Source organism: Klebsiella sp. D5A, from assembly GCF_001620885.1.
In the GTDB taxonomy this organism is placed as follows: Bacteria; Pseudomonadota; Gammaproteobacteria; order Enterobacterales; family Enterobacteriaceae; genus Klebsiella; species Klebsiella variicola.
Genome location: NZ_LOAR01000007.1, coordinates 211,118 through 236,645, shown reverse-complemented (window position 1 = coordinate 236,645; position 25,528 = coordinate 211,118). Strand labels below are relative to the sequence as shown.

The window sequence follows — 25,528 nt, the reverse complement described above, 5'->3', positions numbered from 1 at the left end:
GAGCGCCGGGCTTTTTCTTATCCTTTACTGATCCGGTCAAACTCTTCGCAGCCGGTATCAAACCCCTCCAGGCAACTGACGTTAAGCCAGTGCAGCGCCTTCTGCTTATTCGGTTCGATAAAGCCTTTCTCTCCCTGCTGGAACATCATCCCGGCCCAGTATTCAGCATAGCCGGTCCGTGAGAGCGCCGAGCTGCCTTTGAAGTATTCGCTCGCTTTCACATCATCTTCCGGGCCGTGCACGCCGCTGGCGTAGATCAGCCCCAGCAGCATCTGGGCGTCCACCGCTGCATCGCTTTCGCTATCCCGGGCGGCATCCTGCAGCAGCGTGATGGCGTGCGCCACATCGGTGGGGCCAGCCTGACGGTTCACCAGCACCCGCGCCAGAACGATCTCCCCGGATTTACTGCCGACCTTGACGGCTTTTTCCGCCAGCTGGCGGGCCTGCGGATAGTCCGCCTGCTGAGGGTTGCGAATTTTGAGCTGCGCCAGCAGCGCCAGTGCATCGCCATCGCCCTGGGCGGCGGCCTTCTGCGCCCAGTATTCGGCTTTCTCATAATCGCCGGAGCTGACCCAGGTATCGGCAAGGTAATATTGCGCGCGTCGATCGCCGGCTTCCGCCTGCTGTTGATACTGGCTGCCCGGTTCGGTGGCGACCGCTGCGCCGCTGGTGAAAACCAGTAAAAATAAAAAGAGGTATTTCATTTGTATTTATTATCAGCAAGGAACATAGCGCGCAGTATAAAGGGAGGCGAAAAAGAAGAAAATGGCGGGAATTAGCGGGGTAAATACCCGGAGAAGGCGCAATGCGCCGCCTCCGGGGAAAATCCCCGGTGGCGCTAACGCTTACCGGGGCTACAGCGTTGTGCGATTTGGTAGCCCGGAGAAGGCGCAATGCGCCGCCTCCGGGGAAAATCCCCGGTAGCGCTACCGCTTACCGGGGCTACTCAATGGTACAAAGGTTCGAACCTTAACCCATTGCGCTTTCGCGCAGGCGGGCTTTCAGCTTGTTGTACTCGTCGATCACGTACTGTTCCGCCGCGCGCTGATCGGCAATCCGCTCAACGTTGACCGCGCAGTACTTGTACTCCGGCGTTTTGGTTATCGGACTCAGGTTCTCTGAGACCAGCTCGTTACAGGCACCGATCCACCACTGGTAGGTCATATACACCGCGCCTTTGTTCGGCCGGTCGCTGACCTGCGCGCGGGTGATGATCCGACCCTTACGCGAATTCACCCACACCAGCGCTTCATCTTCGATGCCTAACCGTTCGGCGTCGGCGGTGTTGATTTGCGCATAGCCAGGTTCATCCGCCAGTGCCGCCAGCGCCGCGCAGTTGCCGGTCATCGAACGGCACGAGTAGTGGCCGACTTCGCGCACTGTCGACAGCACCATTGGGTACTCGTCGGTGAGCTTATCGATCGGCGCGACCCAGTCGCAGGTGAAGAACTGCGCCAGCCCGTTCGGGGTATCGAACTTCTCTTTAAACAGATACGACGTCCCCTGGTCGGCGTCGGACTCATCGCGGCATGGCCACATGACGTAGCCGAGTTCGCCCATTTTTTCATAGGTGGCGCCGTAGAAGTCCGGGCACAGATGCCGCAACTCATCCCAGATCTCCTGGGTATTGTTGTAGTGCATCGGATAGCCCATCCGGGTGGCGATTTCGCTGATGATCTGCCAGTCGGTTTTCAGGTCCCACTTCGGCTCCACGGCTTTAAAGAAGCGCTGGAAGCCGCGGTCCGCTGCGGTATACACGCCTTCGTGCTCGCCCCACGATGTGGACGGCAGGATGACGTCGGCCGCGGAGGCGGTTTTGGTCATGAAAATGTCCTGGACGATAACCAGTTCCAGATCGTCGAACGCTTTGCGGACCGCCGAGAGTTCGGCATCGGTCTGCAGCGGATCCTCACCCATGATGTACGCTGCCCGCACTTCACCGTGCGCCGCGCGATGCGGCAGCTCGCTGATGCGATAGCCGGTATGTTCCGGCAGTCTGTCGACGCCCCAGGCTTTGGCGAACTTCTCGCGGTTCTCCGGGAATTTGACGTACTGGTAGCCCGGATAGGTATCCGGCAGCGCGCCCATATCGCAGGCCCCCTGGACGTTGTTCTGGCCGCGTACCGGGTTGACGCCGACGCTCGGCTTGCCGAGGTTGCCGGTGAGGATCGCCAGGCTGGTCAGCGACCGCACGGTCTCCACGCCCTGGTAGAACTGGGTGACACCCATGCCCCACAGGATGGCGGCGGATTTGGCGCTGGCGTACATCCGGGCGCAGGCGCGGATCTCCTGGGCGCTGACCCCGGTGATCGCTTCCACCGACTCCGGCGTATAGCCTTCAACGATTTTGCGATACTCCTCGAAGCCCTCGGAACGGCTGGCGACGAAGGATTTATCGTACAGATCCTCTTCAATAATCACGTGGCCAATGGCGTTGAGCAGCGCGATATTCGAGCCGTTCTTCAGCGCAATGTGCATGTCGGCGATGCGCGCGGTTTCAATTTTGCGCGGGTCGCAGACGATGATTTTCGCCCCGTTGCGTTTGGCGTTAATGACGTGATTCGCCACGATAGGGTGGGAATCCGCCGGGTTGTAACCGAAGATAAACACCAGATCGGTGTTATCAATCTCCGTGATGGCATTACTCATGGCGCCGTTACCGACCGACTGGTGCAGACCTGCAACCGAAGGGCCGTGTCAGACGCGAGCGCAGCAGTCGACGTTATTGGTACCAATAACGGCGCGCGCGAATTTTTGCATCACATAGTTGGTTTCATTACCGGTGCCGCGGGAGGAGCCGGTGGTTTGGATCGCATCCGGGCCATATTTGGCTTTAATGGCGCTGAGGCGAGTGGCGACGTAATCCAGCGCCTCATCCCAGGAGACAGCTTCCAGCTTGCCGCCGCGTTGACGACGGATCATGGGGGTTTTCAGGCGCGGCGTCAGGATCTGGGTATCGTTAATAAAGTCCCAGCCATAATAGCCCTTCAGGCACAGGGTTCCCTGGTTGGTTTTCCCCTGCGCCGCTTCAGCCCGAACGATTTTGCCGTTATCGACCACCAGGTTGATTTTGCAACCTGATGCGCAATACGGGCAAACCGTGACGACTTTTTTCATCGGTCTTGCTCCAGTTATTCAATGGGCGCGTTTGCGCTATCGCGCCGTCACTATGCATCTTCTATGCCATATTTTCATTGTGGATATTCCTTGATGATACGCGGCTTTTTTGGGCGAAATGCTGACGAAAAACAGCCTGTCGACAGATTTGACGTGTCGATACGCTGGAGATGTGACGGCGCTTGAAAAAATGTCACCGGGAGAGGAATTTGTCGGCGCAGGCTTGCAGAATCGATCAGACTGACACTAATTCCCCGCGGGCAGAGGCAAAGATGAAACCAGTCATTTTGGTGGTGGATGACGACATAGCGATGGGCGAACTGCTCAGCGATGTGCTTGGCGCGCACGCGTTTGAAGTATTGGTCTGCCAGACCGGCGGCGACGCGCTGGCGAGGGTGGCGCAGCGGGCAGACATCGCGCTGGTTTTGCTGGATATGATCCTGCCGGATACCCATGGTCTGCAGGTGCTTCAGCAGCTGCAGCGCACGCGGCCTGAGCTGCCGGTGGTGATGCTGTCTGGTCTGGGCAGTGAGTCTGATGTAGTGGTGGGCCTGGAGATGGGCGCCGATGATTACATCGCCAAACCTTTCAGCTCGCGGGTGGTGGTCGCCCGGGTGAAAGCGGTACTGCGACGCAGCGGGGCGCTGGCCGGCGAGACGTCGGGCGTCGGCAGCGGCCTGACGTTTAACGGCTGGCGGCTGGATACCACGCGCTGCGAACTGTATAACCCGCAGCAGCAGGCGATCCCGCTGACCCAGGGAGAATATGGCCTGCTGCTGGCGCTGGCGCAGAACGCGCGCCGGGTATTGAATCGCGAACAGCTGCTGGCGCTGACTCATAATGAAAGCACTGAGGTGTTCGACCGGACCATCGACGTGCTGATCATGCGCCTGCGCCGCAAAATCGAGTTAAACCCGCATCAGCCGACGTTGATTAAAACCCTGCGCGGTCTGGGCTATGTCTTTTCCGCCGATGTGACCCACAGCGATAAGGCGGCGTAGGGCGAGGTGCTGCCAACCTGCTCTTGACTTTATTTAGCGCGGCGAGTTTACTTTTTTTATTAAAGTGACACCTTGGGTTAATCTATGCCATCAAAATTAAACTGGCTGCTGCAAAACAGTGCTCCCGGAGATGTGATCCTTCAGTCCTGGTTAAGCCGGCATGCCATCTCTCCCTCTCTGGCCTTTAAATACACGCAAAGTGGCTGGTTAAAAAAACGAGGCAACGGCGTATACGCGCGTGCGGGACGTGAGCCGGAGTGGAACGATGCATTAGCATGTTTGCAAAATCAGCTAGCCGCTCCGGTGTATGTCGCGGGGCTCAGTAGCTTAGTCTGGCAGGGTCGTTCACACTATCTACAGCTCAAACAAAACCAGTGCTGGTTGAGTATGGAAAATAAAGCGCTGCTGCCAAAATGGTTCAGGGAATTCCCGGGTGTGGAGTGGATAGTCATATCGGGGCAAAAACTGCCGGTGCTGGATGATAAATACCGCGTAACGCTTGATGTAAAAGGGAAAAGACTCACCGGCAGTGCGCCGGAACTGGCTGCTTACGAGTTGTTGAGCGCGGTACCGGGGACCCTCTCATTTAACCACGCGGCAGAGCTTTTCCAGGGACTGGTTAATCTTAATCCTCGTAAAGTAGAGTATCTGCTTTCTGTCAGCCAGTCCGTGCAGACCAAGCGTTTGTATCTCTTTTTCGCCAGTTTTTACGAGCATGGTTGGCTCAGACGAATCGATAGCCAAAAAATCGATCTGGGAGCGGGTAAGCGGCAAATCGTGGTAAATGGCAAGTTCAATGCTCAATACCAAATCACTGTGCCTGAACGCTTTCAAAAGGAATAAAAAATATGGATATACAGGCGCCCTATTATCGGCAGGTTGCTCTGTTAATGCAGGTTTTACCCTATGTTGCCGTCGAACGGGAATTTGCGCTGAAAGGTGGCACGGCAATCAATCTCTTTATCCGTGATTTCCCACGATTATCGGTGGATATCGACCTCGCCTGGGTGCCCCTGGAAAGCAGAACGATCGCTTTACCTCATATACGGGATGCGCTTGCACGTATTGCCGCTAATCTGCAACAACAGGCAGGTATGAACGCTGTATTACAAGCTAATCGTTCCGATGAGATGCGTGTCGTTGTTACTACCGATAGCGCACAAATAAAGATAGAGGTCTCACCGGTCGCACGGGGAACATTATATCCACCACAGGAGCGAGAGGTGGTGGGGGCGGTAGAGGACGTTTTTGGCTATGCCAGCCTTCCGGTGGTTTCGTTGCCCGATCTCTACGGTGGAAAATTATGCGCGGCGCTGGATCGCCAGCATCCCAGAGATTTTTATGATGTGAAATTACTTCTTGATGCGCAGGAGCTTAACCGTCCCATTTTCAATGGGTTTATCGCGTATTTACTTAGCCATAATCGGCCTCTGGCTGAAGTGCTTAGTCCTCGCTGGAAAGATATTGCTGAACCCTTTTACCGTGAATTCAGCGGGATGACATTTGAGACGATAGCCCTGGAGGAACTGACAGCAGTCCCCTACAGGATGATTGATGCGTTAAAATCCTGTTTCACGCAACAGGATATCGATTTTTTGCTGTCATTTAAACGAGGCGAACCAGACTGGCGTTTAGCGCCGGAAACACGTATTCAGGATTTGCCTGCCGTGCAGTGGAAATTGCGCAATATTCATCAGATGCCAGCGATAAAACGCGCTGAGTCGTTAGATAAACTGGAAAAGGTGTTGGCCGAGTGGCGCAGTTAGTCATCTGGCCCGCCCTTGTTGAACTCAGCGTAAAACAGGCGTGATTTGAATAAACCGTATCCCTTTTCTCGCCATGATACGTCGTTCTCCTGTGGCATCGCCCTGATAGCGGGATCTACCCAGTCTAACCATTCTGCAACTGAATAAACGCCTGCAGCTCAGGGAGCGTTTTGGCGCCGTCGATCGCATTCGCGGCCTGCAGGCTGGCGCGGGCGCAGGCGTGGGCCAGCTGCAGACTGTCGGTTAACGGCCAGCGTTCGTGGCTGCCGTACAGCAGGCCGGCGCAGAAGGCGTCCCCGGCTCCGACGCTGCCGATAATCTCCTCCGGCGGCAGCCGCCATGACGGTACCCAGCGCCCGGCTTCCGTGCGGGATACGCCCCATGCGCCCTCCGGACAATGGATCACTACCCGCTGGCGCACGCCGGCGTCAAGTAATGCGCTGGCGGCGCGGGCGATATTAGCGACGTGCGGCTCACCGTTGGGCAGGCGGATTTCCAGCCCGCTAAACTCGCAGGCCTCCAGCTCATTGATGGTCAGGTAGTCGAGATGCGCCAGCGCCGGCAGGACCCGCGGGCGGTAGTGCGGATCGCCTTTGCGCGACACCAGGTCGAGGGACACTTCATAGCCTCGATCGCGCATCTGCGCCAGCAGTCGTGCGCTGCGGGTGCCGAACGCCTCGTCGGGCCGATCAAGGCTTTCGAGCAGCAGCAGATAGCCGAGATGAAAAATCTTCAGCGGCGTATCCAGCGGCTCAAAGGCCGGGAGGTCAAGCAGTCGGTTGGCGCCGGGAGAGTGAAAGAAGGTGCGCTGGCCGTCGGCGTCGGTCATCACCTGGGTCATCGAGGTGGGGGCGGAGCTGGTGCGCTGCACGAGCTGGCGATTGATATGGTACTGATCGAGCATGGCGGTAATGTAGTCGCCGTCGTTATCCTCGCCAATCAGGCCAACCGCCTGCAGCGGCAGTCCGGCATGCATTTTAGCCAGGGTCAGCAGGACATTCAGCGGCGCGCCGCCGGTGGCGCGTTCGCTATGGACAATTTCCACCAGCCAGCCGCGCTCCGGCCACTGCCTGATCTGATGGACATGATCGACCAGCATGTTGCCTGCGGCAATAATCCCTTTACGTTCCATGATCGCTACTCCGCGCCGTCATACTCGTTAAGCGTAGCGCACAATCGGCGGAACGATTGTGCGCCGGGTTGCGCTTATTTCACGGTCCAGCCTTTGTAAGAGCTGACGTTGTTTTTGTCGATCATCGTCACCGGGATTAGCACTGGCGCGGTCGGCGCCGGCTTGCCCTGCAGGATGTCGTAGCCAATCTCCACCGCCTTGGCCGCCATGACCTGCGGATCCTGCGCCGGCGTGGCGACGAACAGGGAGTTCTTACGCTTCAGCGCCTCTTCGCCGTCCGGGCTGCCGTCGACGCCCACAATGAAGAACTCGCTACGCTGCGCCTGTTTCGCCGCCAGATCGGCGCCAATCGCCGTCGGATCGTTGATCGCGAACACACCGTCAATCTTCGGATTGGCCGCCAGCAGGGAGGTCATCACTTCCAGGCCGCCTTCCCGGCTGCCTTTAGCGTTCTGGTTGGAGGAGAGGATTTTTATATCCGGGTGTTTTTTGAACTCCGTTTCGCAGCCTTCGACGCGGTTTTGTACCGCAGATACCGGCGGCCCGTTGATGATCACCACGCTGCCTTTGTTGTTCAGGCGGTCGCTAATGTATTTACAGGCCAGCTCGCCCGCCTGGGTGTTATCGGAGGTAATGGTGGCGTCGGCGCCTTCGGCGGCGACGTCAACCGCCACCACCACGATCCCGGCCTCTTTGGCCCGCTTCACCGCCGGGCCAATGCCCTTCGAATCGGCGGCGTTGAGGATGATCATATCGACTTTGGCGGCGATAAAGTTATCGATCTGCGCCACCTGCTGGCCCAAATCGTAGCCGCTGGAGACCAGCGTCACTTTGACATTATCTCCCGCCAGCTTGCGGGCCTCCAGCTCCGCCCCTTTGGTGATCTGCACAAAGAACGGGTTGGCAAGGTCGCCCACCGTCACGCCAATCGCTTTCAGCTCTTTGGCCGACGCAAAGGGGGAGGCGGCCAGCAGCGCGCCAGCACACAGCGCGGTCACTATCGGTTTTAAACGCATTCGCTTTTCCTCGCAGGTAAGATGGTGTTGTTATGCACTTTGATGGTGTCGGGTACGGTATTTGTCGATCAGCACCGCAATGATGATCACCGCCCCTTTGATCACCAGTTGCCAGAAGTAGGAGACCCCCATCAGGGTCATGCCGTTATTGAGGGTGGCGATAATCAGCGCCCCCACCAGCGTACCGGTGATGGTGCCGATACCGCCGACGAAGCTGGTGCCGCCGAGAATGACCGCGGCGATGGCATCCAGTTCGTAGCCGACGCCGAGGTTGCCGTTGGCGCTGTACAGCCGCGAGGCGCTCATCACCCCGCCAAGACCGGAGAGCAGGCCGCTCATGCCGTAGACAAACAGCAGCACCAGCCAGACTTTGATACCGGTCAGCCGCGCCGCCTGCATGTTGCCGCCCACCGCGTAGATATGCACCCCAAGGGTGGTTCGGCGCAGGATAAACCAGCACACCGCGATCACCGCCAGGGCGATGACCACCAGCCACGGCACCGGGCCGAGATAGTCATTGCCGATCCACTCAAAGCTGATATCGGAGTTGATCACCGTGGTGCCGTCAGCCAGCAGATAGGCGGCGCCGCGCAGCGCCGTGTAGGTGCCGAGGGTGACGATAAACGGCGGTAACCCGGCGAAGGCGACCAGCGCGCCGTTGAACAGCCCAAGCAGCAGGCCGAGCATCAGCGCCGCCGGAATCGACAGCAACGTAAACGCCGGGATCAGCGACACCACCATTGCCGCCACCGCGGTGGTGCCGAGAATGGAGCCGACGGAGAGGTCAATGCCGCCGGTAAGAATGATGAAGGTCATTCCCGCCGCCAGCACAATGTTGATCGAGGCCTGGCGGGTGATATTCAGCAGATTGCTTTCCGTGAAAAAGTTGGGGGCGATAAAGCCGAAAACGGCGACGATCAGGATGAGGATCGGCAGAATGCCGACGGTCTGCATCAGGTCGCCCATCAACATTTTTTTCGCCGAAGCGGATTTCGCGACCGGCGCGGAGGTCTCTTTCGGTATGCTCATAGTTGCCCTGCCTTAAGGTGAGAATCGTTCACGCCGGTGGCCAGCGTCATGATACTTTCCTGGCTGATATCGCCGGCCTGTAACTCGCCGGCGATAGCGCCCTCGCGCATCACATAGACCCGGTCGCTCATGCCCACCACTTCGGGCAGTTCGCTGGAGATCATCAGAATGGCGACGCCCTGGCGCGCCATGTCGTTCATGATGCGGTAAATCTCGCTTTTCGCGCCGACGTCGACGCCGCGGGTGGGTTCATCGAGGATCAGAATGCGCGGGCCAATCGCCACCCAGCGTGAAATCAATAATTTCTGCTGGTTGCCGCCGGACAGTCCGCCGGCGCGCACCTGGGCGTGCGGCACGCGGATGTTAAGCAACTGGATGGCGTCATCGGAGATGGTTTGCGCCTTCCGGCGGTTGAGCATCCCCCAGTTCGCGTCGCGTTCCAGCGTCGCCATGGTGATGTTTTCCTGGGCTGCCAGTTCGAGAAACAACCCCTGTTCTTTGCGGTTTTCGGTCAGAAAGCCGATCCCGAGGTCGATGGCTTCGCGCGGCGAGTGGATCACCACCGGCTCGCCGTCGATCTCAATCACCCCGCCAGTGGCTTTGCGCACGCCGAAGATCAGCTGCGCCAGTTCGGACCGTCCGGCGCCGACCAGCCCGGCGAGGCCGACGATTTCGCCAGCATGCACCACGAGGCTGCTGGGCTTCACCTTGCCGCCATCGGTCAGATCCTCGACCCGCAGGCGCGGCTGGCCGCGGGGGATGTCACGTTCTTTATTGAACAGATCGCTGAGCGGGCGGCCGACCATCATGCGCACCAGCTCCGGCGCGTTGAGCTTGTCACGCACCAGGCTGCCGACATACTGCCCGTCGCGCAGGACGCTGACGCGGTCGGAGAGCTCATACACTTCCGCCATGCGGTGGCTGATATAGATAATCGCCATCCCCTCATCGCGCAGGCGCAGGATGAGCTCGAACAGGCGCTGGGTTTCCCGCGAGGAGAGGGCGGCGGTGGGTTCATCCATTACCAGAATGCGGCTTTGACGGTGGAGCGCCCGGGCGATCTCCACCTGCTGCTGTTCGGCGATGGTCAGGGTCATCACCCGGTCGCTGGCTTTGAACTGGGCGCCGAGACGGTCGATCACCGCCTGCGCCTGGCTGAGCATGGCTTTGCGCTGCACCAGGCCACCGCGCGCCAGCTCGCTGCCGAGGAAAATGTTTTCCGCGACGGTCAGGTTCGGCGCCAGCTGCATCTCCTGATAGATCAACGTGATCCCGGCGGCCAGCGCGTCCTTGGGGCCGCGGATGGTTTGCGGTTTTCCGTCGATCAGGATCTCGCCGCTGGTGGCGGTATAGGCGCCGGCAAGGATCTTCATCAGCGTGCTTTTTCCGGCGCCGTTTTCTCCCATCAGGGCATGGATCTCCCCTGGCCAGACCGTCAGGTCGACGCCCTTCAGCGCGTAGAATTTGCCAAAGGCTTTGGCAATATGGCGCATTTCCAGTACCGGGGTGGCGGTCATCGCGGCGCTCCTGTCTATGAGAACAATAGCTGCAGTCCACCACCGGAAAATAAATGCAGAATGTCAGAATCCATTCATATTTGTCATAGTGATAAATAGTTAACCGCGATCACAGTTACGCGGCGTCATTTTCTGCACCGTCACGCCTATATGCCGACCTATCCTTCACTGGAGTTGCTATGACCGCTCGCCGACACCCGTTTTTCACCAGCGCCCGTGGCCGCCTGCTCTCCTTTAATCTATTGATGGGCGTGGTCACCCTGTTGGTGAGCGGCGTGGCGGTGTTCGGCTTTCACCACGCCAGCCAGCTGCAGGAGCAGGTGCAGCGCCAGACTCTCAACGACATGCGCGGCAGTATGGATCTGGCGCGGGACACGGCGAATGTCGCCACGGCGGCGGTGCGCCTGTCGCAGGTGGTGGGGGCGCTGGAGTACAAAAGCGAAGCGGAACGGCTGCTGGCGACGCAGCAGGCGCTGAAGCACTCGCTGGCCCAGCTGGCGGCGGCCCCGCTGGCGCAGCAGGAGCAGGCGCGGGTGGCCAATATTATTCGACGCAGCAACGCGCTGCAGCAGAGCGTGGCGGAGATGCTGGAGCGCGGCCAGCGCCGCCATCTGCAGCGCAATGCGCTGCTGAGTTCGCTTTACCAGAATCAGAGCAACCTGCGCCATCTCGCCGATCTTAACGATCGCGGCGGGGATAAGGCGATCGATCCGCGCCGGCTGGCCGAGATGGACCGGCTGATCGTGGCCGCGATCCATACCGTTACGCCGCGGTCGATCGTTCTGCAGCTCGACCAGCTGCGCGGCGACCTGCCGGCAGGCAGCGCCGATCCCGCGCTGGCGTTTTTCCTGCCCGACGTCACCCGGGAACTGGCGACGCTGGCCCCGTTGTCGGCCCAGCTGGAGGAGAGCGATCTGACGATCAGCTGGTACATGTACCACATCAAAGCGCTGGTCGCGTTGCTTAACGAGGACATCAATCAGTACGTGACCCGGGTGGCGGAAGCCTCAGAGCAGCGGGCGGCGCAAAGCCATCGGGAGCTGCGCTCCATCAGTATGTTTATTCTGCTTTCCGCGCTGCTGGCGCTGGCGATCACCGGCTGCGCCGGGTGGTATATCTACCGTAACCTTGGCTCGAACCTGACCGCCATCTCCCTGGCGATGTCGCGGCTGGCTCAGGGGGAGCCGAACGTCTCGGTGCCGGCCCTGCAGCGGCGCGATGAGCTGGGCGAGCTGGCGCGAGCCTTTAACGTTTTCGCCCGCAATACGGCGTCGCTGGAGCACACCACCCGGCTGCTGAAAGAGAAGACCACCCAGATGGAGATCGATCGGATTAAGCGCCAGGAGCTGGAAGAGGCGCTGCTGCACAGCCAGAAGATGAAGGCCGTCGGCCAGTTGACCGGGGGGCTGGCGCATGACTTTAACAACCTGCTGGCGGTGATCATCGGCAGCCTCGAGCTGGTGGAACCGGACGCACGCGATGCGCCGCGCCTCTCCAGGGCGCTGAAGGCGGCGGAACGTGGGGCGCTTCTGACTCAGCGGCTGCTGGCCTTTTCGCGCAAACAGGCGCTGCATCCCCAGGCGGTGGCGATGGCGCCGCTGCTGGAGAACCTCAGCGAGCTGATGCGTCACTCCCTGCCGGCAACCTTAAGTCTGGAGATTGAGGCGCAGTCGCCGGCGTGGCCGGCATGGATAGACGTTGGCCAGCTGGAAAACGCCCTGATCAATCTGGTGATGAACGCCCGTGACGCCATGGCCGGGCGCGACGGGGTTATCAAAATACGCACCTGGAATCAGCGGGTCACCCGCAGCAGCGGTCAGCGGCAGGATATGGTGGCCCTGGAGGTGATCGATCATGGCAGCGGGATGTCGCAGGCGGTGAAAGCCCGGGTGTTTGAACCGTTCTTCACCACCAAAGCCACCGGCAGCGGCAGCGGTCTGGGACTGTCGATGGTGTATGGCTTTGTGCGCCAGTCGGGCGGCCGGGTGGCGCTGGAGAGCGCGCCGGGGCAGGGGACGACGGTGCGGCTGCAGCTGCCGCGGGCGATGACCGAGGTTGAGACGACGGTGGCGCCAGCGGAGGACGAGCCGCTGCCGGCGGGAGAACGGCTGGCGCTGGTGCTGGAAGATGAAGAAGATGTACGCCAGACGCTGTGTGAACAGCTGCATCAGTTGGGCTGGCTGACGCTGGAGACGCCGAGTGGCGAAGAGGCGCTGCAGCTGCTGGAGGCGTCGCCGGATATCGCGCTGTTGATTAGCGATCTGATGCTGCCCGGCGCGCTGAGCGGCGCCGACGTGATCCATACCGCCCGACGCCGCTTTCCGGCGCTGCCGGTGCTGCTGATCAGCGGCCAGGATTTGCGTCCGGCGCAGAATCCGGCCCTGCCGGAAGTGGAGTGGCTGCGTAAGCCGTTTACCCGCGCCCAGCTGGCGCAGGCGCTGAGCGCGGCGTACGCGAGGATTTGAGATTCCTCCGCTACTCGGGGGGTGTACGCTTGATTAAGGTAGCGGCAGGACTCTGACGAGATTGGCCCCGATGAAACGTTACGCAACCGCACTGCTCTTTTGCACCCTGTCGCTGACCAGCCTGGCCGCTCGCGCCGATATTATCGATGACGCGATCGGCAATATTCAGCAAGCCATTAACGACGCCTATAACCCGGGTAGCAACCGCTCCGATGACGACGACAGATACGATGATGATGGCCGGTATGATGACGGGCGCTATCAGGGGAGCCGTCAGCAGAGCCGCGACAGCCAGCGTCAGTATGACGATCGACAACGGCAACTGGACGATCGCCGCCGCCAGCTTGACGAACGCCAGCGCCAGCTCGATCAGGATCGTCGCCAGTTAGAAAGCGACCAGCGTCGTCTGGATGATAGCTACTGATCGCTCCGCAACGGACCTGCACTTAATCCAGCACGATTTCCATCCCGTCATATCCCGCTTCGAAACCTGTCGGCAGCGGGTTATCCATCATCCAGACATCTAACTGGTGGCTGACATGGGTGAGGATCACCCGCGGACAGCCAATCACCTGGTTAAGGTGGCGGACAGTGTTTAGATCGTTGTGGTTACGCGGGGTCTGCGCGCGCGGCTCATGACTGCAATCAATGATCATCGCCTGCGGGCGGTTGTTGAGTAAAAACTTCAGCGTCTTGTCCGGCAGCCCGGCGGTATCCGAGAGCCAGGCCACCCGGCTGTGGGCCGACTCCAGCAGATAACCGAAGGTGAGCTTCGAGTGGTTGAGCGGCAGGGGCGTTACCCGCAACCCCTGCAGGTCAAACACCACAAACGGCGTGACGGTATGGCTAAAATCGAGCAGGCCGGGGTGCTTGAGCAGATCGTCGCAGCCGGCGTCGTCCGGCGGGCCATAGACCGGGATCGACGCGCCGACTCCCCAGCGCAGCGGAAACAGCCCCTGCACATGATCCAGATGGTAGTGGGTCAGCAGCACCTGCTGAAAACTACCGGCGGGATGATGTTCCATCAGATCCGGTCGTCCGGCATCAAGCAGCGTCACGGCGCTGTTGAACGTGACCACGCCGCTACAGGGGCGGCGTCGGTGGCTCTCCTCGCGGCGGGCGCGGCGGCAGGCCGCGCAGTCGCAACCGAAGACGGGCACCAGCTGGGCGCCGCCGGTGCCGGTTAAACGGATTGTCAGGCTCATCGTGTCACCTTTCACTCATACCGGCTGATCCTCTACGCGTGCCACGTGGCTGCGCAGCAGGCGGAAGAAATCGTCAACCGATTGTCGAAGACTCCCGTCATTATTCAACGTCAGGCAATTGTCGGGCTTATAGCGCGCGGCGCGATCCAGACGCTGGGCGATTTCCAGTGCGTTTTCCCGGCCGCGCTGCTCCAGCCGCTGGCGGAGCACCGGCGGCGAGACGGCGAGACAGATCGGCACCAGCACCTCGCCGTAGCGTTCCCGGGCCAGCGCCAGGTGGGCGCGGGAGCCGTTGGCCACCACGTCAAAGCCAGCGTGCAGCCACAGGTCGATCTCCACGCCAATGCCATAGTAAGTATTGTTGGCGTGCCAGCTGAGAGCAAAAAGATGCTGCTCGGCGCGGGTAAAAAATTCATGTTCGCTGAGGGCGATATGATTCTCGCTGCCCGCGTTAAACGGGCGGGTAATGTAACGATGGGCCACCAGCAGCTGCGGGTGCTCGCGCTCGCGCAGCGCCGCCAGCAGGCTGTCTTTACCGGAGCCAGAGGGGCCCACCAGCCAAATCAGTTTTCCCGGCATTAAAAGACCCTCGTTCCCTGGCGCCAGACATGGTCGATGTGCACATGCTCGCCGCGACGGTGCGCCAGCACCAGGTCGGCGCGTTTCCCCTCGGCGATGACGCCGCGATCGTCAAGGCCCAGCGCCTGCGCCGGATGCTTGCTGACCAGACGGATCGCCTGCGCCAGGGTGAAGGCGTTATCCTCGGCGTCGGCGATGCGGAAAGCGGCATCCAGCAGGCTGGCGGGGTAATAGTCAGACGAGAGAATGTCCAGCAAACCACTGCTCGCCAGCTGGTGCGCCGCGATGTTGCCAGAGTGGGAACCGCCGCGCACGATATTGGGGGCGCCCATCAGGACGTGCATCCCATGCTGACGTGAAGCCTGCGCTGCGGCCAGCGTGGTGGGAAACTCGGCGATGACGCTACCTAACTGACTGGATTCGGCCACATGCGCCTCGGTGGCGTCGTCGTGGCTGGCAAGGGCGATACGACGGGCGCGGCACATGGCGGCGATGGTCTGACGATTCGGCTGCGACCAGGTGGCGGCCAGGGCCATCTGCTCGGCTTCAAAACGGTCCATTTCGTCGTGAGTGAGATGGTATTTGCCCTGATAGTAATCGCGGTACTTGCTGCGATCGGCGTACTGACGCTGGCCTGGCGAGTGGTCCATCAGAGAGACCATGCTCACCGACTCGCGGTCAATCAGCTTTTCAAACAGCGGCAGCGTGGTGTGATGCGGCAGCTCGCAGCGCAGGTGCAGGCGATGCTCGGCGCGGTTAAGGCCGCGCTTTTGCGTCTCTTCCACCGCATTGACCATCTTCTCCAGATTCTCAAGACGATCGCCGCCATCGCGCACGTCGCCAATCGCCACGGCGTCCAGCACGGTGGTGATGCCGCTGGCGACCATCATGGCGTCATGGCTGCTCATCGCCGAGTGGGCTGGCCAGTCCACTTTTGGTCGCGGCGTAAAGAATTTGTCGAGGTTATCGGTATGCAGCTCGATAAGGCCCGGCAGCAGCCAGCCGCCTTCTCCATCCAGCGCCTGTGGCAGCCGGCTCTGGCTTTCGGCGAAAGCGAGGATGCGACCGTGCTGGACTTCCAGTGAACCGTGGACCACGTCGTCGTCGAGAACCAGTTTTACGTTATTGATAATCATGCTGTCATTCCCATGGGGTGCAGTCGGTCGGCGACCTGACGGCGTACCCCTTCGTCATGGAAAATCCCCACGATGGCCGCGCCGCGCGCTTTGGCATCATGGATCAGGTTGACCACGGCAGCACTGTTTTTGGCATCCAGTGAGGCGGTGGGCTCATCAAGGAGCAGAATCGGATAGTCGACCGCAAAGCCGCGGGCGATGTTGACCCGCTGCTGCTCGCCGCCTGAAAAGGTCGACGGCGCAAGGTGCCACAGGCGTTCCGGAACGTTGAGGCGGGTCAGGAGCTGGGCGGCTTTCGCGGCGCTCGCTTCACGCGGCGTCCCAAGGTCGAGCAGCGGCTGCATCACCACCTCCAGCGCTGAAATGCGCGGGATCACCCGCAGAAACTGGCTGACCCAGCCGATGGTGGTTTTGCGCACTTCCAGTACCTTGCGTGGGGTGGCGGTGACCAGATCCACCCATTCCTCGCCGTGGCGGATGTGGATATGGCCGCTGTCCGGCAGATAATTGGCATACAGCGAACGCAGCAACGTCGATTTGCCGCTGCCGGAGTGACCGTGGAGTACCACGCACTCCCCGGCGTTAACGGTCAGCGAGGCGTCGGCCAGCACCGGCAGGCGCACGCCGTGCTGCTGGTGCAGAACAAAGGTTTTATGGATGTTTTCAACGCGGATCATGTTAGCCCTCGCGGGGTTGGGTTGCCGGGTGGCGCTTCGCTTACCCGGCCTACGAATAACGCACCTGTAGGCCGGGTAAGGCGTAGCCGCCACCCGGCAAAACAGCATCAATTCTGCAACACCGACGACACCAGCAGCTGGGTATAAGGGTGATGCGGATCGTCGAGCACCCGGTCGGTTAAGCCACTCTCGACTACCTGGCCCTGCTTCATCACCAGCAGACGGTTCGCCAGCAGACGGGCGACGCCGAGATCGTGGGTAACAATCACCACCGCGAGATTCAGCTCCACCGCCAGGCCGCGCAGCAGATCAAGCAGCCGCGCCTGCACGGACACATCCAGCCCGCCGGTGGGTTCATCCATAAACACCAGCTTCGGCTGGGTAACCAGATTGCGGGCGATCTGCAGACGCTGCTGCATGCCGCCGGAAAAGGTAGTGGGCAGGTCGTCGATGCGTGAGGGCGGGATCTCCACCTCCTGCAGCCACTTTTCGGCGGTGGCGCGAATGTTGCCGTAGTGGCGGGCGCCGGTGGCCATCAGCCGTTCGCCGATGTTGCCCCCGGCGGAGACCTGGCGACGCAGGCCGTCCATCGGGTGCTGATGCACCACGCCCCATTCGGTACGTAGCAGGCGGCGGCGTTCGGCTTCGCTCATGGCATACAGCGAGCGCTGCTGGTACAGCACCTCGCCCTGCTGCGGCGTCAGGCGGGCAGAGATCGCCTTCAGCAGGGTGGTTTTACCGGAGCCGGATTCCCCGACGATGCCGAGAACTTCTCCCGGCCACAGTTCGAAGGAGACATCGCGAAAACCTTTGTCCGGGGCGTAGAGATGGGTCAGGTTATTCACAGCAAGTAATGGCTGGCTCATTTTTTCTGCCCCTCGCTCTGCTGGCGGCAATAGTCGGTATCGGAGCAGACAAACATCCGCTGGCCGCTGTCATCCAGTACCACTTCGTCGAGGTAGCTGTGGCGCGAGCCGCAGATGGCGCAGGGCTCATCCCACTCCTGCACGGTAAATGGATGGTCATCGAAATCGAGACTTTCCACCGGGGTATAGGGCGGCACCGCGTAGATCCGCTTTTCGCGCCCGGCGCCGAACAGCTGCAGCGCCGGCATCATGTGCATTTTCGGGTTATCGAATTTCGGGATCGGCGAAGGGTCCATCACGTAGCGGCCATTGACCTTCACCGGGTAGGCGTAGGTGGTGGCGATATGGCCGAAGCGGGCGATATCTTCATACAGTTTCACCTGCATGACGCCGTACTCTTCCAGCGCGTGCATGGTGCGGGTTTCGGTTTCGCGCGGCTCGATAAAGCGCAGCGGCTCCGGGATCGGCACTTGATAGATCAGGATCTGATCCTCCACCAGCGGCGTCTCCGGGATCCGGTGGCGGGTCTGGATCAGGGTGGCGTCTTCGGTACGCTCGGTGGTGGCGACACCGGTGACGCGCTTAAAGAACTGACGAATCGACACCGCGTTGGTGGTGTCATCCGCGCCCTGGTCAATCACCTTCAGCACGTCGTTCTCGCCGATGACGCTGGCGGTCAGCTGGATGCCGCCGGTGCCCCAGCCGTAGGGCATTGGCATTTCGCGACCGCCGAACGGCACCTGGTAGCCGGGAATGGCCACCGCTTTGAGGATCGCCCGGCGGATCATGCGCTTGGTTTGCTCGTCGAGATAAGCAAAGTTATAGCCAGTCAGTGGGTTAGCCACGTTCGTTCTCCCGTTGCAGGCGTTTCAACAGCGCCAGTTCGGCCTGGAAATCGACATAGTGCGGTAGTTTCAGATGCGAGACGAAGCCGGCCGCTTCGACGTTATCGGCATGGGCCAGCACAAACTCTTCATCCTGAGCCGGGCCAGCAATCTCTTCGTCATAGTCTGGCGCCTGCAGGGCGCGGTCGACGAGGGCCATGGCCATTGCTTTGCGCTCGCTCATGCCGAAGGTCAGACCGTAGCCGCGGGTGAAGTGCGGCGGCTCATCCTGCGGGGCGACGAAGCCGTTGACCATTTCGCATTCGGTGAGCAGCAGCTCGCCAATATTGACGCTAAAGCCCAGCTCTTCTGGCACGATTTCCACCTGCACGTAGCCGCTGCGGATCTCGCCGGCAAACGGATGGTTGCGGCCATAGCCGCGCTGGGTCGAATAGGCCAGCGCCAGCAGGTAACCTTCATCGCCGCGCATCAGCTGCTGCAGGCGCGAGGAACGCGAGCAGGGGTAGACCGGCGGGGTGCGGGTGATATCGTCGGGCGGCGTGCCGCGATCTTCCTCGGCCTTCGCCAGCCCCTGCTGCGTGAGCAGGCTAAAGACGTGCGGCGTCGGCTCTGCTTCGCCATCGGCTTGCTGCACAGACGGCGCTTCGCCGTTGGCCAGCAGGGTAAAATCGAGCAGGCGATGGGTGTAGTCGTAGGTGGGGCCTAGCAGCTGGCCGCCGGGAATGTCTTTGTACACTGCGGAGATGCGGCGTTCGAGGCGCATCTCCGCAGTGTTAATCGGTTCGCTGACCGCCAGCCGCGGCAGGGTGGTGCGGTAGGCGCGCAGCAGGAAGATCGCTTCGACGTTATCACCGCTGGCCTGCTTGAGCGCCAGCGCCGCCAGTTCGCGGTCGGCGATGCCGCCCTCGGTCATCACCCGGTCCACCGCCAGGTTGAGCTGGTCGCCTATCTGATCAACGCTCAGTTCGGGAAGCCGTCCATCGCCCCGCCGTTTCTGTTCCTGTAAGGCGTGAGCGGCGAGGATCGCCTTCTCGCCGCCCTTGACGGCTACATACATTTAGCAAACCTCCACGTGGGTGGTGCGCGGGATCGCCAGCAGGCGCTCGCCGCAGGTGAGGATCAGGTCGATGCCCAGCGGGAACGGATGCGGGCGTTCAGTTAATTCGTCGATGATGCAGTCCGGCAGCTGCGGCGCAATCATTCGCTCTTCGGCAATGCCTGCCCCGGTCAGGCGCAGCATGCGTCCGCCGCTGAGGCTGGCGAGCTGAACAATCAGCGTGACGCCGGTTTCCGGAGCAGTGACGGTGCCAGCGGAAAGGACGTTGAGCTGCTCGGCGCTGATGCCGTCATTGGCGACGGCAAAAACCGCCTGCTGCGGCTGATCCACCAGCGGCGCGCCGGTATGAAAGCGCAGATTCTGTCCCACCAGATCGTTATGCAGAGCGCTGGCGAGCCAGACCGGCGTTTCATGATCGGCAAGGGTCAACAGCAGGCTGGTGGAGGCCACGTTCAATGGCTGCCAGCCGTGCTGAAGCTGCTGCAGGGAGACAATCACCCCCGGCTCGCTCATCGCTTTCAGCAGGCGACGAAAACTGTGTTGGGCATCCTGCACAGCCAGGGTAAAAGCGGGTTGTAAGGTCATGCGTTATCTCCGCGAACCAGGGTAAAGAAGTCGACCCGGCTGGCGTTGACTTCGGCGCGTCGGGCTTCAATGCGCGCGCTGCGTAGCGCTTCCAGCGGGGTTATCAGGGTTTCCATTAACGTATGAAAATGGCGAGGCGACTGCAGCAGGGCGTCGATGGCCGCGCAGCGTTCGGCATGCGGGCGGTCGCGGCCTAAGATCCAGCTGTAGCCGAGCGTCCCGTCGGCCAGACGTACCGCCGCGCGGGTGAGCGTGGCGTCGCCGGCAAAGAAACGGTCGCCGATGCCACCCATGCGGGCCTGGAGCTGTACCAGCCCGGTTTCCGGGGTGCGAATCAATTCATACGCCGGCGCCAGCTGCAGGGACTGCATGCGCGCCAGAAGATCTTGCGGTTCACTGTGGGCCAGCACGGACATCCAGCGCTGGCGGGTGGCGGTATCGAAGTGCATTCAGTGCTCCATGGTAAATTCAATCATGTCGGCGCGGGTCAGGCTGACGGAGTATTCGATGGGGGTCTGCTCGCCCTGGCGGCTGTTGAGGGTGCGTACGCAGAGCAGCGGCGCCATGTTGGGGATCTCCAGCAGCTTGCTCTCTTTCGCCTGCGCGCGGCGGGCGCTGATTTTGGTGCGTGCCCGGGTCAGTTTGACGTCGAGCTCATCGCGCAGCAGGTCGTGCAGCGATCCGTGGCTAAAGGTTTGCAATACCGGCCAGAAACGCAGGTCGGCGAAGTAGTGGTCGATCAGGCACAGGGCGACGCCATTGACCCGGCGCAGGGTGCGCAGGTGGATGACGTTCTCGCCCTCATTGATGCCAAAGGCCTCGGCAACATGCGCGCTGGCGGGGCGCAGCACCGACAGCAGCTTTTCGCTGGTGGGATCGCTGCCCTGTTCCAGCAGGTTCTGGCTGAACCGCGCCTGAGCATTAAGCGGGTAATCGATCGGCCGCATCAGCACCAGCACGCCGACGCCCTGACGGCGCTGGACCCAGCCGCGTTCAACCAGCTGGTCGATAGCCCGGCGCAGGGTATGGCGGTTAACGTCGAAGCGCGTCGCAAGCTGCTGTTCGGCGGGCAGATAGTCGCCGCAGCGATAGTGGTGGCGCAGCTCCTGCTCAAGTCGGGCGGCGATTTCCTGATAGCGCGTGGGATAACTGGTCGGATGTCTGGACAGGTGCATAGTCATCAAGCCTCACACAGCATAGGCGAGGAGGTCCCTCGCGTTGTGGGCCGATCCTGACCGGTTTATGTTGCATTTCGGTTAAGTGATGATGACCAAAGGATGAAGAGTTGGTGCCAGACGGATGACAGGGCGGCCGGGCCGCCCTGGCGGGGTCAGCCTTGTTTGACCACGTTGATCATCCAGGGGACGCCAAAGCGGTCGACGACTTTGCCGAAGCCGTGGGCCCAGAACGTTTCCTGCCAGGCCATCTCAATGCGCCCGCCGACGGCCAGCGCGTCGAACCAGCGCTGGCCTTCAGCGACATCGCTGGGATCGAGGACGAGGGTGAAGCCGGCGTAATGCACATCGGGCCCGAAGGCGCTGTCGCTCAGCATCAGCTCGCCATTATTGATGCGCAGGCTGGCGTGGGCGATGGCATCATCTGCCATCTTCTGGCCAGACGGGCAGCCGTCTGACGCTTCTTGCGCCGGGGGCGGCATTTCGCCAAAGGTCATTTTAAACATCAGCTCCGCGCCCAGCGTCTGCTGATAGAAGGCGATTGCCTCGGCGCAGTTGCCTGCAAAGGCAAGGTAGGGACTTAAGGACATGGTGAATACCTCAGTGACCGTAACCCGTAAAGCGTAGTCGCCGGGGACGCTGTTGAGCCAGACGGCAGCGCGAAAATGTGTAGCGGCATAGCGGCGAAATGGTCAGTGAAAATAGCGGGGACTGAGGCGGAAAATAACAGGTTGCACAGGGAGCGGGTGGGGCACGATGATATCGGGAGCGGCGACGGTGGTGCAGGAAAATAATGACGCCGCCCTCCCGGAAATAAATCAGTTCTTTTTGACGAATTCCGACTTGAGCTTCATCGGACCAAAACCGTCAATTTTGCAGTCAATATTGTGATCGCCTTCGACCAGACGGATATTCTTCACTTTGGTGCCGATTTTCAGCATCGAAGAGCTGCCTTTTACCTTCAGATCTTTCACGACGGTAACGCTATCGCCATCGGCCAGTAAATTGCCATTGGCATCTTTAACGATCAGAACGTCGCTCTCTTCTGTCGCCTCGGCAGGGTTCCACTCATGGGCACATTCCGGGCAGATGTACATGCCGTTATCTTCATAAGTGTAAGTCGAATCGCATTTTGGGCAGTGTGGCAGTTGCATGACGTTCCTCGTGATGTCGTCGGAAAACAGGACGTTGGTCCTCTAAACAGCGGCTGATAGCCGAAAGTGTGGCTGATTATAGCGCAATCACCCACTTTTGTCGGGTGTTTTTTTAGTAAAAATTACCCATCACACTATTCGGGTGAAAGCAGAATAACCGCCAAAATTATCCGCCAGAGGATAAGGGGGAATGAGGAAATAATTTTTGCGAGCAGCCAGTAAAATGAACTTATTTATTTTCGGACACTCTGTAATAGGGCGGTAAATTTATGTGAAGTTGATCGCAGATATAAACGCTGTTAGGGTAAAAAAGGGGAGCAGGTCAATTTCATCAGGTATCACGATCGGCCGCTCTATTTATTCACCAGTAGCCAGAGCAGGCGTCAACAGGTTCGGTTGTACATTCTGTCAGCAGACAGTGCAGGCAAACCTGCTACGCTTGAAATGAGGAGCACAGCAATTCACCGCTCCTGACGCACGATACGAATGGCCTTGTCATTCGGCGATGATGCGTGTACTCAAGGCGGAGTAGCAGAGGAAAAATATGCTTAAAAGGAAAAAAATAAAGCCCATCACCCTTAAGGATGTGACCATCATCGATGATGGTAAACTGAAAAAGGCGATCACCGCGGCCTCCCTGGGTAACGCGATGGAGTGGTTCGATTTCGGCGTCTATGGCTTTGTGGCCTACGCCTTAGGTAAAGTCTTCTTCCCCGATGCCAACCCAAGCGTGCAGATGATTGCCGCACTGGGTACCTTCTCCGTTCCATTTTTAATTCGTCCGTTAGGCGGCCTGTTTTTCGGGATGCTGGGCGATAAATATGGTCGGCAGAAAATCCTCGCAATAACCATCGTGATCATGTCGATAAGTACTTTCTGTATCGGCCTGATTCCGTCGTATGCCACGATAGGCATCTGGGCGCCGATCCTGCTGCTGCTGTGTAAAATGGCGCAAGGCTTCTCGGTCGGCGGTGAATATACCGGGGCATCGATCTTCGTCGCGGAATATTCTCCTGACCGTAAACGCGGCTTTATGGGCAGCTGGCTGGACTTTGGCTCCATCGCCGGGTTTGTGATGGGGGCCGGCGTGGTGGTTCTCATCTCCAGCGTGGTGGGGGAACAGAACTTTCTCGACTGGGGTTGGCGTATCCCGTTCTTCCTGGCGCTGCCGTTAGGCATCATCGGTCTCTATCTGCGCCATGCGCTGGAAGAGACCCCGGCGTTCCAGCAGCATGTGGACACCATGGAGCAGGGCGACCGTGAAGGACTGCAGGACGGGCCGAAGGTCTCTTTTAAAGAGATTGCCACCAAGCACTGGCGTAGCCTGCTGACCTGTATTGGTCTGGTGATTTCCACCAACGTGACCTATTACATGCTGCTGACCTATATGCCGAGCTACCTGTCGCATAACCTGCACTACTCGGAAGATCATGGGGTGCTGATCATCATCGCCATCATGGTCGGGATGCTGTTTGTGCAGCCGGTTATCGGTATGCTCAGCGACCGCTTTGGCCGTCGTCCGTTCATCCTGATTGGTAGCGTGGCGCTGTTTGCCCTGGCGATCCCGGCCTTCATTATGATTAACAGCAACGTGATTGGCCTGATTTTCGCTGGTCTGCTGCTGCTGGCGGTCGTGCTGAACTGCTTTATCGGGGTGATGGCCTCCTCGTTGCCGGCGATGTTCCCGACGCACATCCGCTTCAGCGCCCTGGCCAGCGCCTTTAACATCTCGGTGCTGGTTGCTGGTCTGACGCCAACCCTGGCAGCGTGGCTGGTGGAAACCACTCAGAACCTGATGATGCCGGCGTACTACCTGATGGTCATCGCGGTGGTGGGGATGGCGACGGGTCTGTCGATGAAAGAGACGGCTAACCGCCCGCTGAAAGGGGCGACCCCGGCGGCGTCGGATATCCAGGAAGCGAAAGAAATTCTTGGCGAGCACTACGATAACATCGAACAAAAAATCGAAGATATCGATCAGGAGATCGCCGATCTGCAGGCAAAACGGTCGCGTCTGGTGCAGCAGCATCCGCGTATCAACGACTAACCGTTTTCACTGTTAATCATGCCGCCTGGGGAGACCCCGGCGGCATTTTTTATGCCTCCGGCAAGGCCAGACCGTGACGTCGCTGCTGGCTAAGTTTACGGTACTGCTGCGGCGGCATGCCCACGTAGCGGGTAAAGGTGCTGTAGAAGCGGCTGCTGGAGCGGAACCCGGCGGTAAGGGCAATATCCAGGATGGTCTTGTCGGTATCGCTCAGCAGCGCCCGCACATGATTGATACGCATGGCGGTAATATACTGCTTCATGGTCTGCTGCATCACCCGCTGAAAGACCCCCATCGCGTAGTTCGGGTTGAGCTTCACGTGCTCGGCAACGGCATTGACGGTCAGCGCCTGGTCGTAGTGGGCGGCGATAAACTCCAGCATCTGGCTGACATAAAACTGCGCGTGGCGCGAGACGCTGTTCTTGTGGGTGCGCGAGGTTTTGTTGACCAGAATCGGCTGCCAGCCGGAGAGGCTCAGCCGCTTGAGCATCAGGGCGATTTCATCGATCGCCAGCTGGCGAATCTGTTCATTGTCGTGGTTCAGCTCCTGCTGCCAGCGGCGCACTTCAAAGGCGCTTAACTGCTGCGCGGCGAGGGACTTAATTACCATTCCATGGGTGACGTGGTTGATAAGCTCCCGGTCCAGCGGCCATGAGAGAAACAGATGCATCGGCAGGTTGAATATCGCCATCTGCTGGCAATCGCCGGGGCGGGTCAGCTGATGCGGCGTACAGGCCCAGAACAGGGTGATATAGCCTTTCTCAATGCGCACCACTTCGTTATTAATCAAATACTCTACATCGCCGTCGAACGGCACGTTGACCTCCACCTGGCCGTGCCAGTGGCTGGTGGGCATGGCGTGCGGCGGGCGCAGTTCGATATCCATACGCTGATACTCGGAGTAGAGCGCCAGAGGGCTGCGGCTCTGCTTTTCGTCGCTGCTGCACATAAAGGGATCGGGGGGCAGGGAAGTAAAGCGGTGTTCCATGATTAACCTATTCCTGGATTGTCAGAGTGGCTGCATTTTTCGCCAGAACTGACTACAGCTTAGCGGAATAACCGGCCCGTTTTCTCTCCTTTTAAGTCGATCTATTGCCAAAAACTCAGATTTTGTGGCGCTTAATGGCCGATCTGAGTTTCCGGGAATGCTCCGGCGGGA

The 25,528-nt window shown here is 59.9% G+C and carries 25 protein-coding genes; 6 read left to right on the top strand and 19 right to left on the bottom strand.

The features are described 5' to 3' along the window. Positions 1-17: 17 nt before the first annotated feature. Together AS136_RS12405 and fdhF are read right to left on the bottom strand one after the other, a co-directional pair. Positions 18-704 carry a tetratricopeptide repeat protein gene (locus tag AS136_RS12405; RefSeq protein ID WP_008807260.1) on the bottom strand — a complete coding sequence of 229 codons (687 nt, stop codon included), beginning with the start codon at positions 702-704 and terminating at the stop codon, positions 18-20. Positions 705-969: 265 nt separating this feature from the next. Beyond that, the gene (gene fdhF, locus AS136_RS12400; protein ID WP_077598908.1) at positions 970-3,117 is read right to left on the bottom strand and encodes a formate dehydrogenase subunit alpha; all 2,148 of its coding nucleotides are present in this window, start codon (positions 3,115-3,117) and stop codon (positions 970-972) included. Positions 3,118-3,389: 272 nt separating this feature from the next. On the opposite strand from fdhF, the gene AS136_RS12390 reads away from it, so the two are divergent. The 3 genes from AS136_RS12390 (at position 3,390) to AS136_RS12380 (ending at position 5,884) form a co-directional block, all read left to right on the top strand. After that, the gene (locus tag AS136_RS12390; protein ID WP_008807258.1) at positions 3,390-4,118 is read left to right on the top strand and encodes a response regulator transcription factor; all 729 of its coding nucleotides are present in this window, start codon (positions 3,390-3,392) and stop codon (positions 4,116-4,118) included. Positions 4,119-4,202: 84 nt separating this feature from the next. Next, positions 4,203-4,961: a type IV toxin-antitoxin system AbiEi family antitoxin gene (locus AS136_RS12385; protein ID WP_008807257.1), complete on the top strand. Its 759-nt coding sequence runs from the start codon at positions 4,203-4,205 to the stop codon at positions 4,959-4,961. Between the two features lie 5 nt (positions 4,962-4,966). After that, positions 4,967-5,884 carry a nucleotidyl transferase AbiEii/AbiGii toxin family protein gene (locus AS136_RS12380; protein WP_022065798.1) on the top strand — a complete coding sequence of 306 codons (918 nt, stop codon included), beginning with the start codon at positions 4,967-4,969 and terminating at the stop codon, positions 5,882-5,884. Between the two features lie 124 nt (positions 5,885-6,008). Here AS136_RS12380 and AS136_RS12375 read toward each other — a convergent pair whose 3' ends face one another. The 4 genes from AS136_RS12375 to AS136_RS12360 form a co-directional block, all read right to left on the bottom strand. Then, the gene (locus AS136_RS12375) at positions 6,009-7,016 is read right to left on the bottom strand and encodes a carbohydrate kinase family protein (protein ID WP_023323480.1); all 1,008 of its coding nucleotides are present in this window, start codon (positions 7,014-7,016) and stop codon (positions 6,009-6,011) included. Between the two features lie 74 nt (positions 7,017-7,090). Next, complete coding sequence (locus AS136_RS12370; protein ID WP_012543155.1) at positions 7,091-8,032, bottom strand: ABC transporter substrate-binding protein; 942 nt, start codon at positions 8,030-8,032, stop codon at positions 7,091-7,093. Positions 8,033-8,062: 30 nt separating this feature from the next. Further along, entirely contained in the window at positions 8,063-9,061 is a 999-nt protein-coding gene (locus AS136_RS12365) for an ABC transporter permease subunit (protein ID WP_023296904.1), read from the bottom strand. Then, positions 9,058-10,578: a sugar ABC transporter ATP-binding protein gene (locus tag AS136_RS12360; protein ID WP_008807253.1), complete on the bottom strand. Its 1,521-nt coding sequence runs from the start codon at positions 10,576-10,578 to the stop codon at positions 9,058-9,060. Before AS136_RS12360 ends, AS136_RS12365 begins: the two co-directional genes overlap by 4 nt. Positions 10,579-10,757: 179 nt before the next feature. Between AS136_RS12360 and AS136_RS12355 the strand changes: the two genes are divergently transcribed. After that, positions 10,758-13,043: an ATP-binding protein gene (locus AS136_RS12355; protein WP_023296905.1), complete on the top strand. Its 2,286-nt coding sequence runs from the start codon at positions 10,758-10,760 to the stop codon at positions 13,041-13,043. A gap of 70 nt (positions 13,044-13,113) precedes the next feature. Further along, the gene (gene yjdP / locus AS136_RS12350) at positions 13,114-13,467 is read left to right on the top strand and encodes a DDRRRQL repeat protein YjdP (RefSeq protein WP_012543151.1); all 354 of its coding nucleotides are present in this window, start codon (positions 13,114-13,116) and stop codon (positions 13,465-13,467) included. 22 nt (positions 13,468-13,489) lie between these two features. On the opposite strand, the gene phnP is transcribed toward yjdP, so the two are convergent. The 12 genes from phnP to AS136_RS12290 form a co-directional block, all read right to left on the bottom strand. Then, positions 13,490-14,248: a phosphonate metabolism protein PhnP gene (gene phnP / locus AS136_RS12345; RefSeq protein ID WP_023323481.1), complete on the bottom strand. Its 759-nt coding sequence runs from the start codon at positions 14,246-14,248 to the stop codon at positions 13,490-13,492. A gap of 15 nt (positions 14,249-14,263) precedes the next feature. Beyond that, positions 14,264-14,827, bottom strand: coding sequence for a ribose 1,5-bisphosphokinase (phnN, locus tag AS136_RS12340; protein WP_012543150.1), 564 nt, complete (start codon positions 14,825-14,827; stop codon positions 14,264-14,266). Beyond that, positions 14,827-15,963, bottom strand: coding sequence for an alpha-D-ribose 1-methylphosphonate 5-triphosphate diphosphatase (gene phnM / locus AS136_RS12335; protein WP_016160122.1), 1,137 nt, complete (start codon positions 15,961-15,963; stop codon positions 14,827-14,829). The genes phnN and phnM overlap by 1 nt, the downstream gene beginning before the upstream one ends. Continuing rightward, positions 15,960-16,640 (bottom strand): phosphonate C-P lyase system protein PhnL, encoded by a 681-nt coding sequence (gene phnL / locus AS136_RS12330; protein WP_008807247.1) that lies wholly within the window; start codon positions 16,638-16,640, stop codon positions 15,960-15,962. The genes phnM and phnL overlap by 4 nt, the downstream gene beginning before the upstream one ends. A 107-nt stretch (positions 16,641-16,747) precedes the next feature. Next, positions 16,748-17,506 (bottom strand): phosphonate C-P lyase system protein PhnK, encoded by a 759-nt coding sequence (phnK, locus tag AS136_RS12325; protein WP_012543148.1) that lies wholly within the window; start codon positions 17,504-17,506, stop codon positions 16,748-16,750. Then, on the bottom strand, positions 17,503-18,351 hold the full coding sequence (locus AS136_RS12320) for an alpha-D-ribose 1-methylphosphonate 5-phosphate C-P-lyase PhnJ (protein ID WP_002885202.1): 849 nt from the start codon (positions 18,349-18,351) through the stop codon (positions 17,503-17,505). The genes phnK and AS136_RS12320 overlap by 4 nt, the downstream gene beginning before the upstream one ends. Next, on the bottom strand, positions 18,344-19,408 hold the full coding sequence (locus AS136_RS12315) for a carbon-phosphorus lyase complex subunit (protein ID WP_008807245.1): 1,065 nt from the start codon (positions 19,406-19,408) through the stop codon (positions 18,344-18,346). The genes AS136_RS12320 and AS136_RS12315 overlap by 8 nt, the downstream gene beginning before the upstream one ends. Next, positions 19,409-19,993 (bottom strand): phosphonate C-P lyase system protein PhnH, encoded by a 585-nt coding sequence (phnH, locus tag AS136_RS12310; RefSeq protein WP_008807244.1) that lies wholly within the window; start codon positions 19,991-19,993, stop codon positions 19,409-19,411. Further along, entirely contained in the window at positions 19,990-20,442 is a 453-nt protein-coding gene (gene phnG, locus AS136_RS12305) for a phosphonate C-P lyase system protein PhnG (protein WP_008807243.1), read from the bottom strand. Before phnG ends, phnH begins: the two co-directional genes overlap by 4 nt. After that, the gene (gene phnF, locus AS136_RS12300; protein ID WP_012543146.1) at positions 20,443-21,168 is read right to left on the bottom strand and encodes a phosphonate metabolism transcriptional regulator PhnF; all 726 of its coding nucleotides are present in this window, start codon (positions 21,166-21,168) and stop codon (positions 20,443-20,445) included. 155 nt (positions 21,169-21,323) lie between these two features. Beyond that, positions 21,324-21,758 carry a VOC family metalloprotein YjdN gene (gene yjdN, locus AS136_RS12295; RefSeq protein ID WP_002885221.1) on the bottom strand — a complete coding sequence of 145 codons (435 nt, stop codon included), beginning with the start codon at positions 21,756-21,758 and terminating at the stop codon, positions 21,324-21,326. Positions 21,759-21,986: 228 nt separating this feature from the next. Next, complete coding sequence (locus AS136_RS12290; protein WP_008807241.1) at positions 21,987-22,322, bottom strand: zinc ribbon domain-containing protein YjdM; 336 nt, start codon at positions 22,320-22,322, stop codon at positions 21,987-21,989. Positions 22,323-22,866: 544 nt separating this feature from the next. Between AS136_RS12290 and proP the strand changes: the two genes are divergently transcribed. Beyond that, complete coding sequence (gene proP, locus AS136_RS12285) at positions 22,867-24,369, top strand: glycine betaine/L-proline transporter ProP (RefSeq protein ID WP_008807240.1); 1,503 nt, start codon at positions 22,867-22,869, stop codon at positions 24,367-24,369. Between the two features lie 49 nt (positions 24,370-24,418). On the opposite strand, the gene melR is transcribed toward proP, so the two are convergent. Continuing rightward, on the bottom strand, positions 24,419-25,357 hold the full coding sequence (gene melR / locus AS136_RS12280) for a transcriptional regulator MelR (protein ID WP_008807239.1): 939 nt from the start codon (positions 25,355-25,357) through the stop codon (positions 24,419-24,421). Positions 25,358-25,528 lie beyond the last annotated feature (171 nt).

Excerpts from the sequence above, each read along its gene's own strand:
- yjdN (WP_002885221.1), bottom strand. The coding sequence starts at position 21,758 with ATGTCCTTAAGTCCCTACCTTGCCTTTGCAGGCAACTGCGCCGAGGCA.
- AS136_RS12315 (WP_008807245.1), bottom strand. The coding sequence starts at position 19,408 with ATGTATGTAGCCGTCAAGGGCGGCGAGAAGGCGATCCTCGCCGCTCAC.
- melR (WP_008807239.1), bottom strand. The coding sequence starts at position 25,357 with ATGGAACACCGCTTTACTTCCCTGCCCCCCGATCCCTTTATGTGCAGC.
- AS136_RS12405 (WP_008807260.1), bottom strand. The coding sequence starts at position 704 with ATGAAATACCTCTTTTTATTTTTACTGGTTTTCACCAGCGGCGCAGCG.
- phnN (WP_012543150.1), bottom strand. The coding sequence starts at position 14,827 with ATGCCGGGAAAACTGATTTGGCTGGTGGGCCCCTCTGGCTCCGGTAAA.
- phnG (WP_008807243.1), bottom strand. The coding sequence starts at position 20,442 with ATGCACTTCGATACCGCCACCCGCCAGCGCTGGATGTCCGTGCTGGCC.
- AS136_RS12385 (WP_008807257.1), top strand. The coding sequence starts at position 4,203 with ATGCCATCAAAATTAAACTGGCTGCTGCAAAACAGTGCTCCCGGAGAT.
- phnM (WP_016160122.1), bottom strand. The coding sequence starts at position 15,963 with ATGATTATCAATAACGTAAAACTGGTTCTCGACGACGACGTGGTCCAC.
- AS136_RS12365 (WP_023296904.1), bottom strand. The coding sequence starts at position 9,061 with ATGAGCATACCGAAAGAGACCTCCGCGCCGGTCGCGAAATCCGCTTCG.
- AS136_RS12360 (WP_008807253.1), bottom strand. The coding sequence starts at position 10,578 with ATGACCGCCACCCCGGTACTGGAAATGCGCCATATTGCCAAAGCCTTT.
- AS136_RS12390 (WP_008807258.1), top strand. The coding sequence starts at position 3,390 with ATGAAACCAGTCATTTTGGTGGTGGATGACGACATAGCGATGGGCGAA.
- AS136_RS12380 (WP_022065798.1), top strand. The coding sequence starts at position 4,967 with ATGGATATACAGGCGCCCTATTATCGGCAGGTTGCTCTGTTAATGCAG.
- phnF (WP_012543146.1), bottom strand. The coding sequence starts at position 21,168 with ATGCACCTGTCCAGACATCCGACCAGTTATCCCACGCGCTATCAGGAA.
- phnH (WP_008807244.1), bottom strand. The coding sequence starts at position 19,993 with ATGACCTTACAACCCGCTTTTACCCTGGCTGTGCAGGATGCCCAACAC.
- AS136_RS12290 (WP_008807241.1), bottom strand. The coding sequence starts at position 22,322 with ATGCAACTGCCACACTGCCCAAAATGCGATTCGACTTACACTTATGAA.
- AS136_RS12370 (WP_012543155.1), bottom strand. The coding sequence starts at position 8,032 with ATGCGTTTAAAACCGATAGTGACCGCGCTGTGTGCTGGCGCGCTGCTG.
- proP (WP_008807240.1), top strand. The coding sequence starts at position 22,867 with ATGCTTAAAAGGAAAAAAATAAAGCCCATCACCCTTAAGGATGTGACC.
- AS136_RS12375 (WP_023323480.1), bottom strand. The coding sequence starts at position 7,016 with ATGGAACGTAAAGGGATTATTGCCGCAGGCAACATGCTGGTCGATCAT.
- phnP (WP_023323481.1), bottom strand. The coding sequence starts at position 14,248 with ATGAGCCTGACAATCCGTTTAACCGGCACCGGCGGCGCCCAGCTGGTG.
- phnL (WP_008807247.1), bottom strand. The coding sequence starts at position 16,640 with ATGATCCGCGTTGAAAACATCCATAAAACCTTTGTTCTGCACCAGCAG.
- phnK (WP_012543148.1), bottom strand. The coding sequence starts at position 17,506 with ATGAGCCAGCCATTACTTGCTGTGAATAACCTGACCCATCTCTACGCC.
- AS136_RS12355 (WP_023296905.1), top strand. The coding sequence starts at position 10,758 with ATGACCGCTCGCCGACACCCGTTTTTCACCAGCGCCCGTGGCCGCCTG.
- yjdP (WP_012543151.1), top strand. The coding sequence starts at position 13,114 with ATGAAACGTTACGCAACCGCACTGCTCTTTTGCACCCTGTCGCTGACC.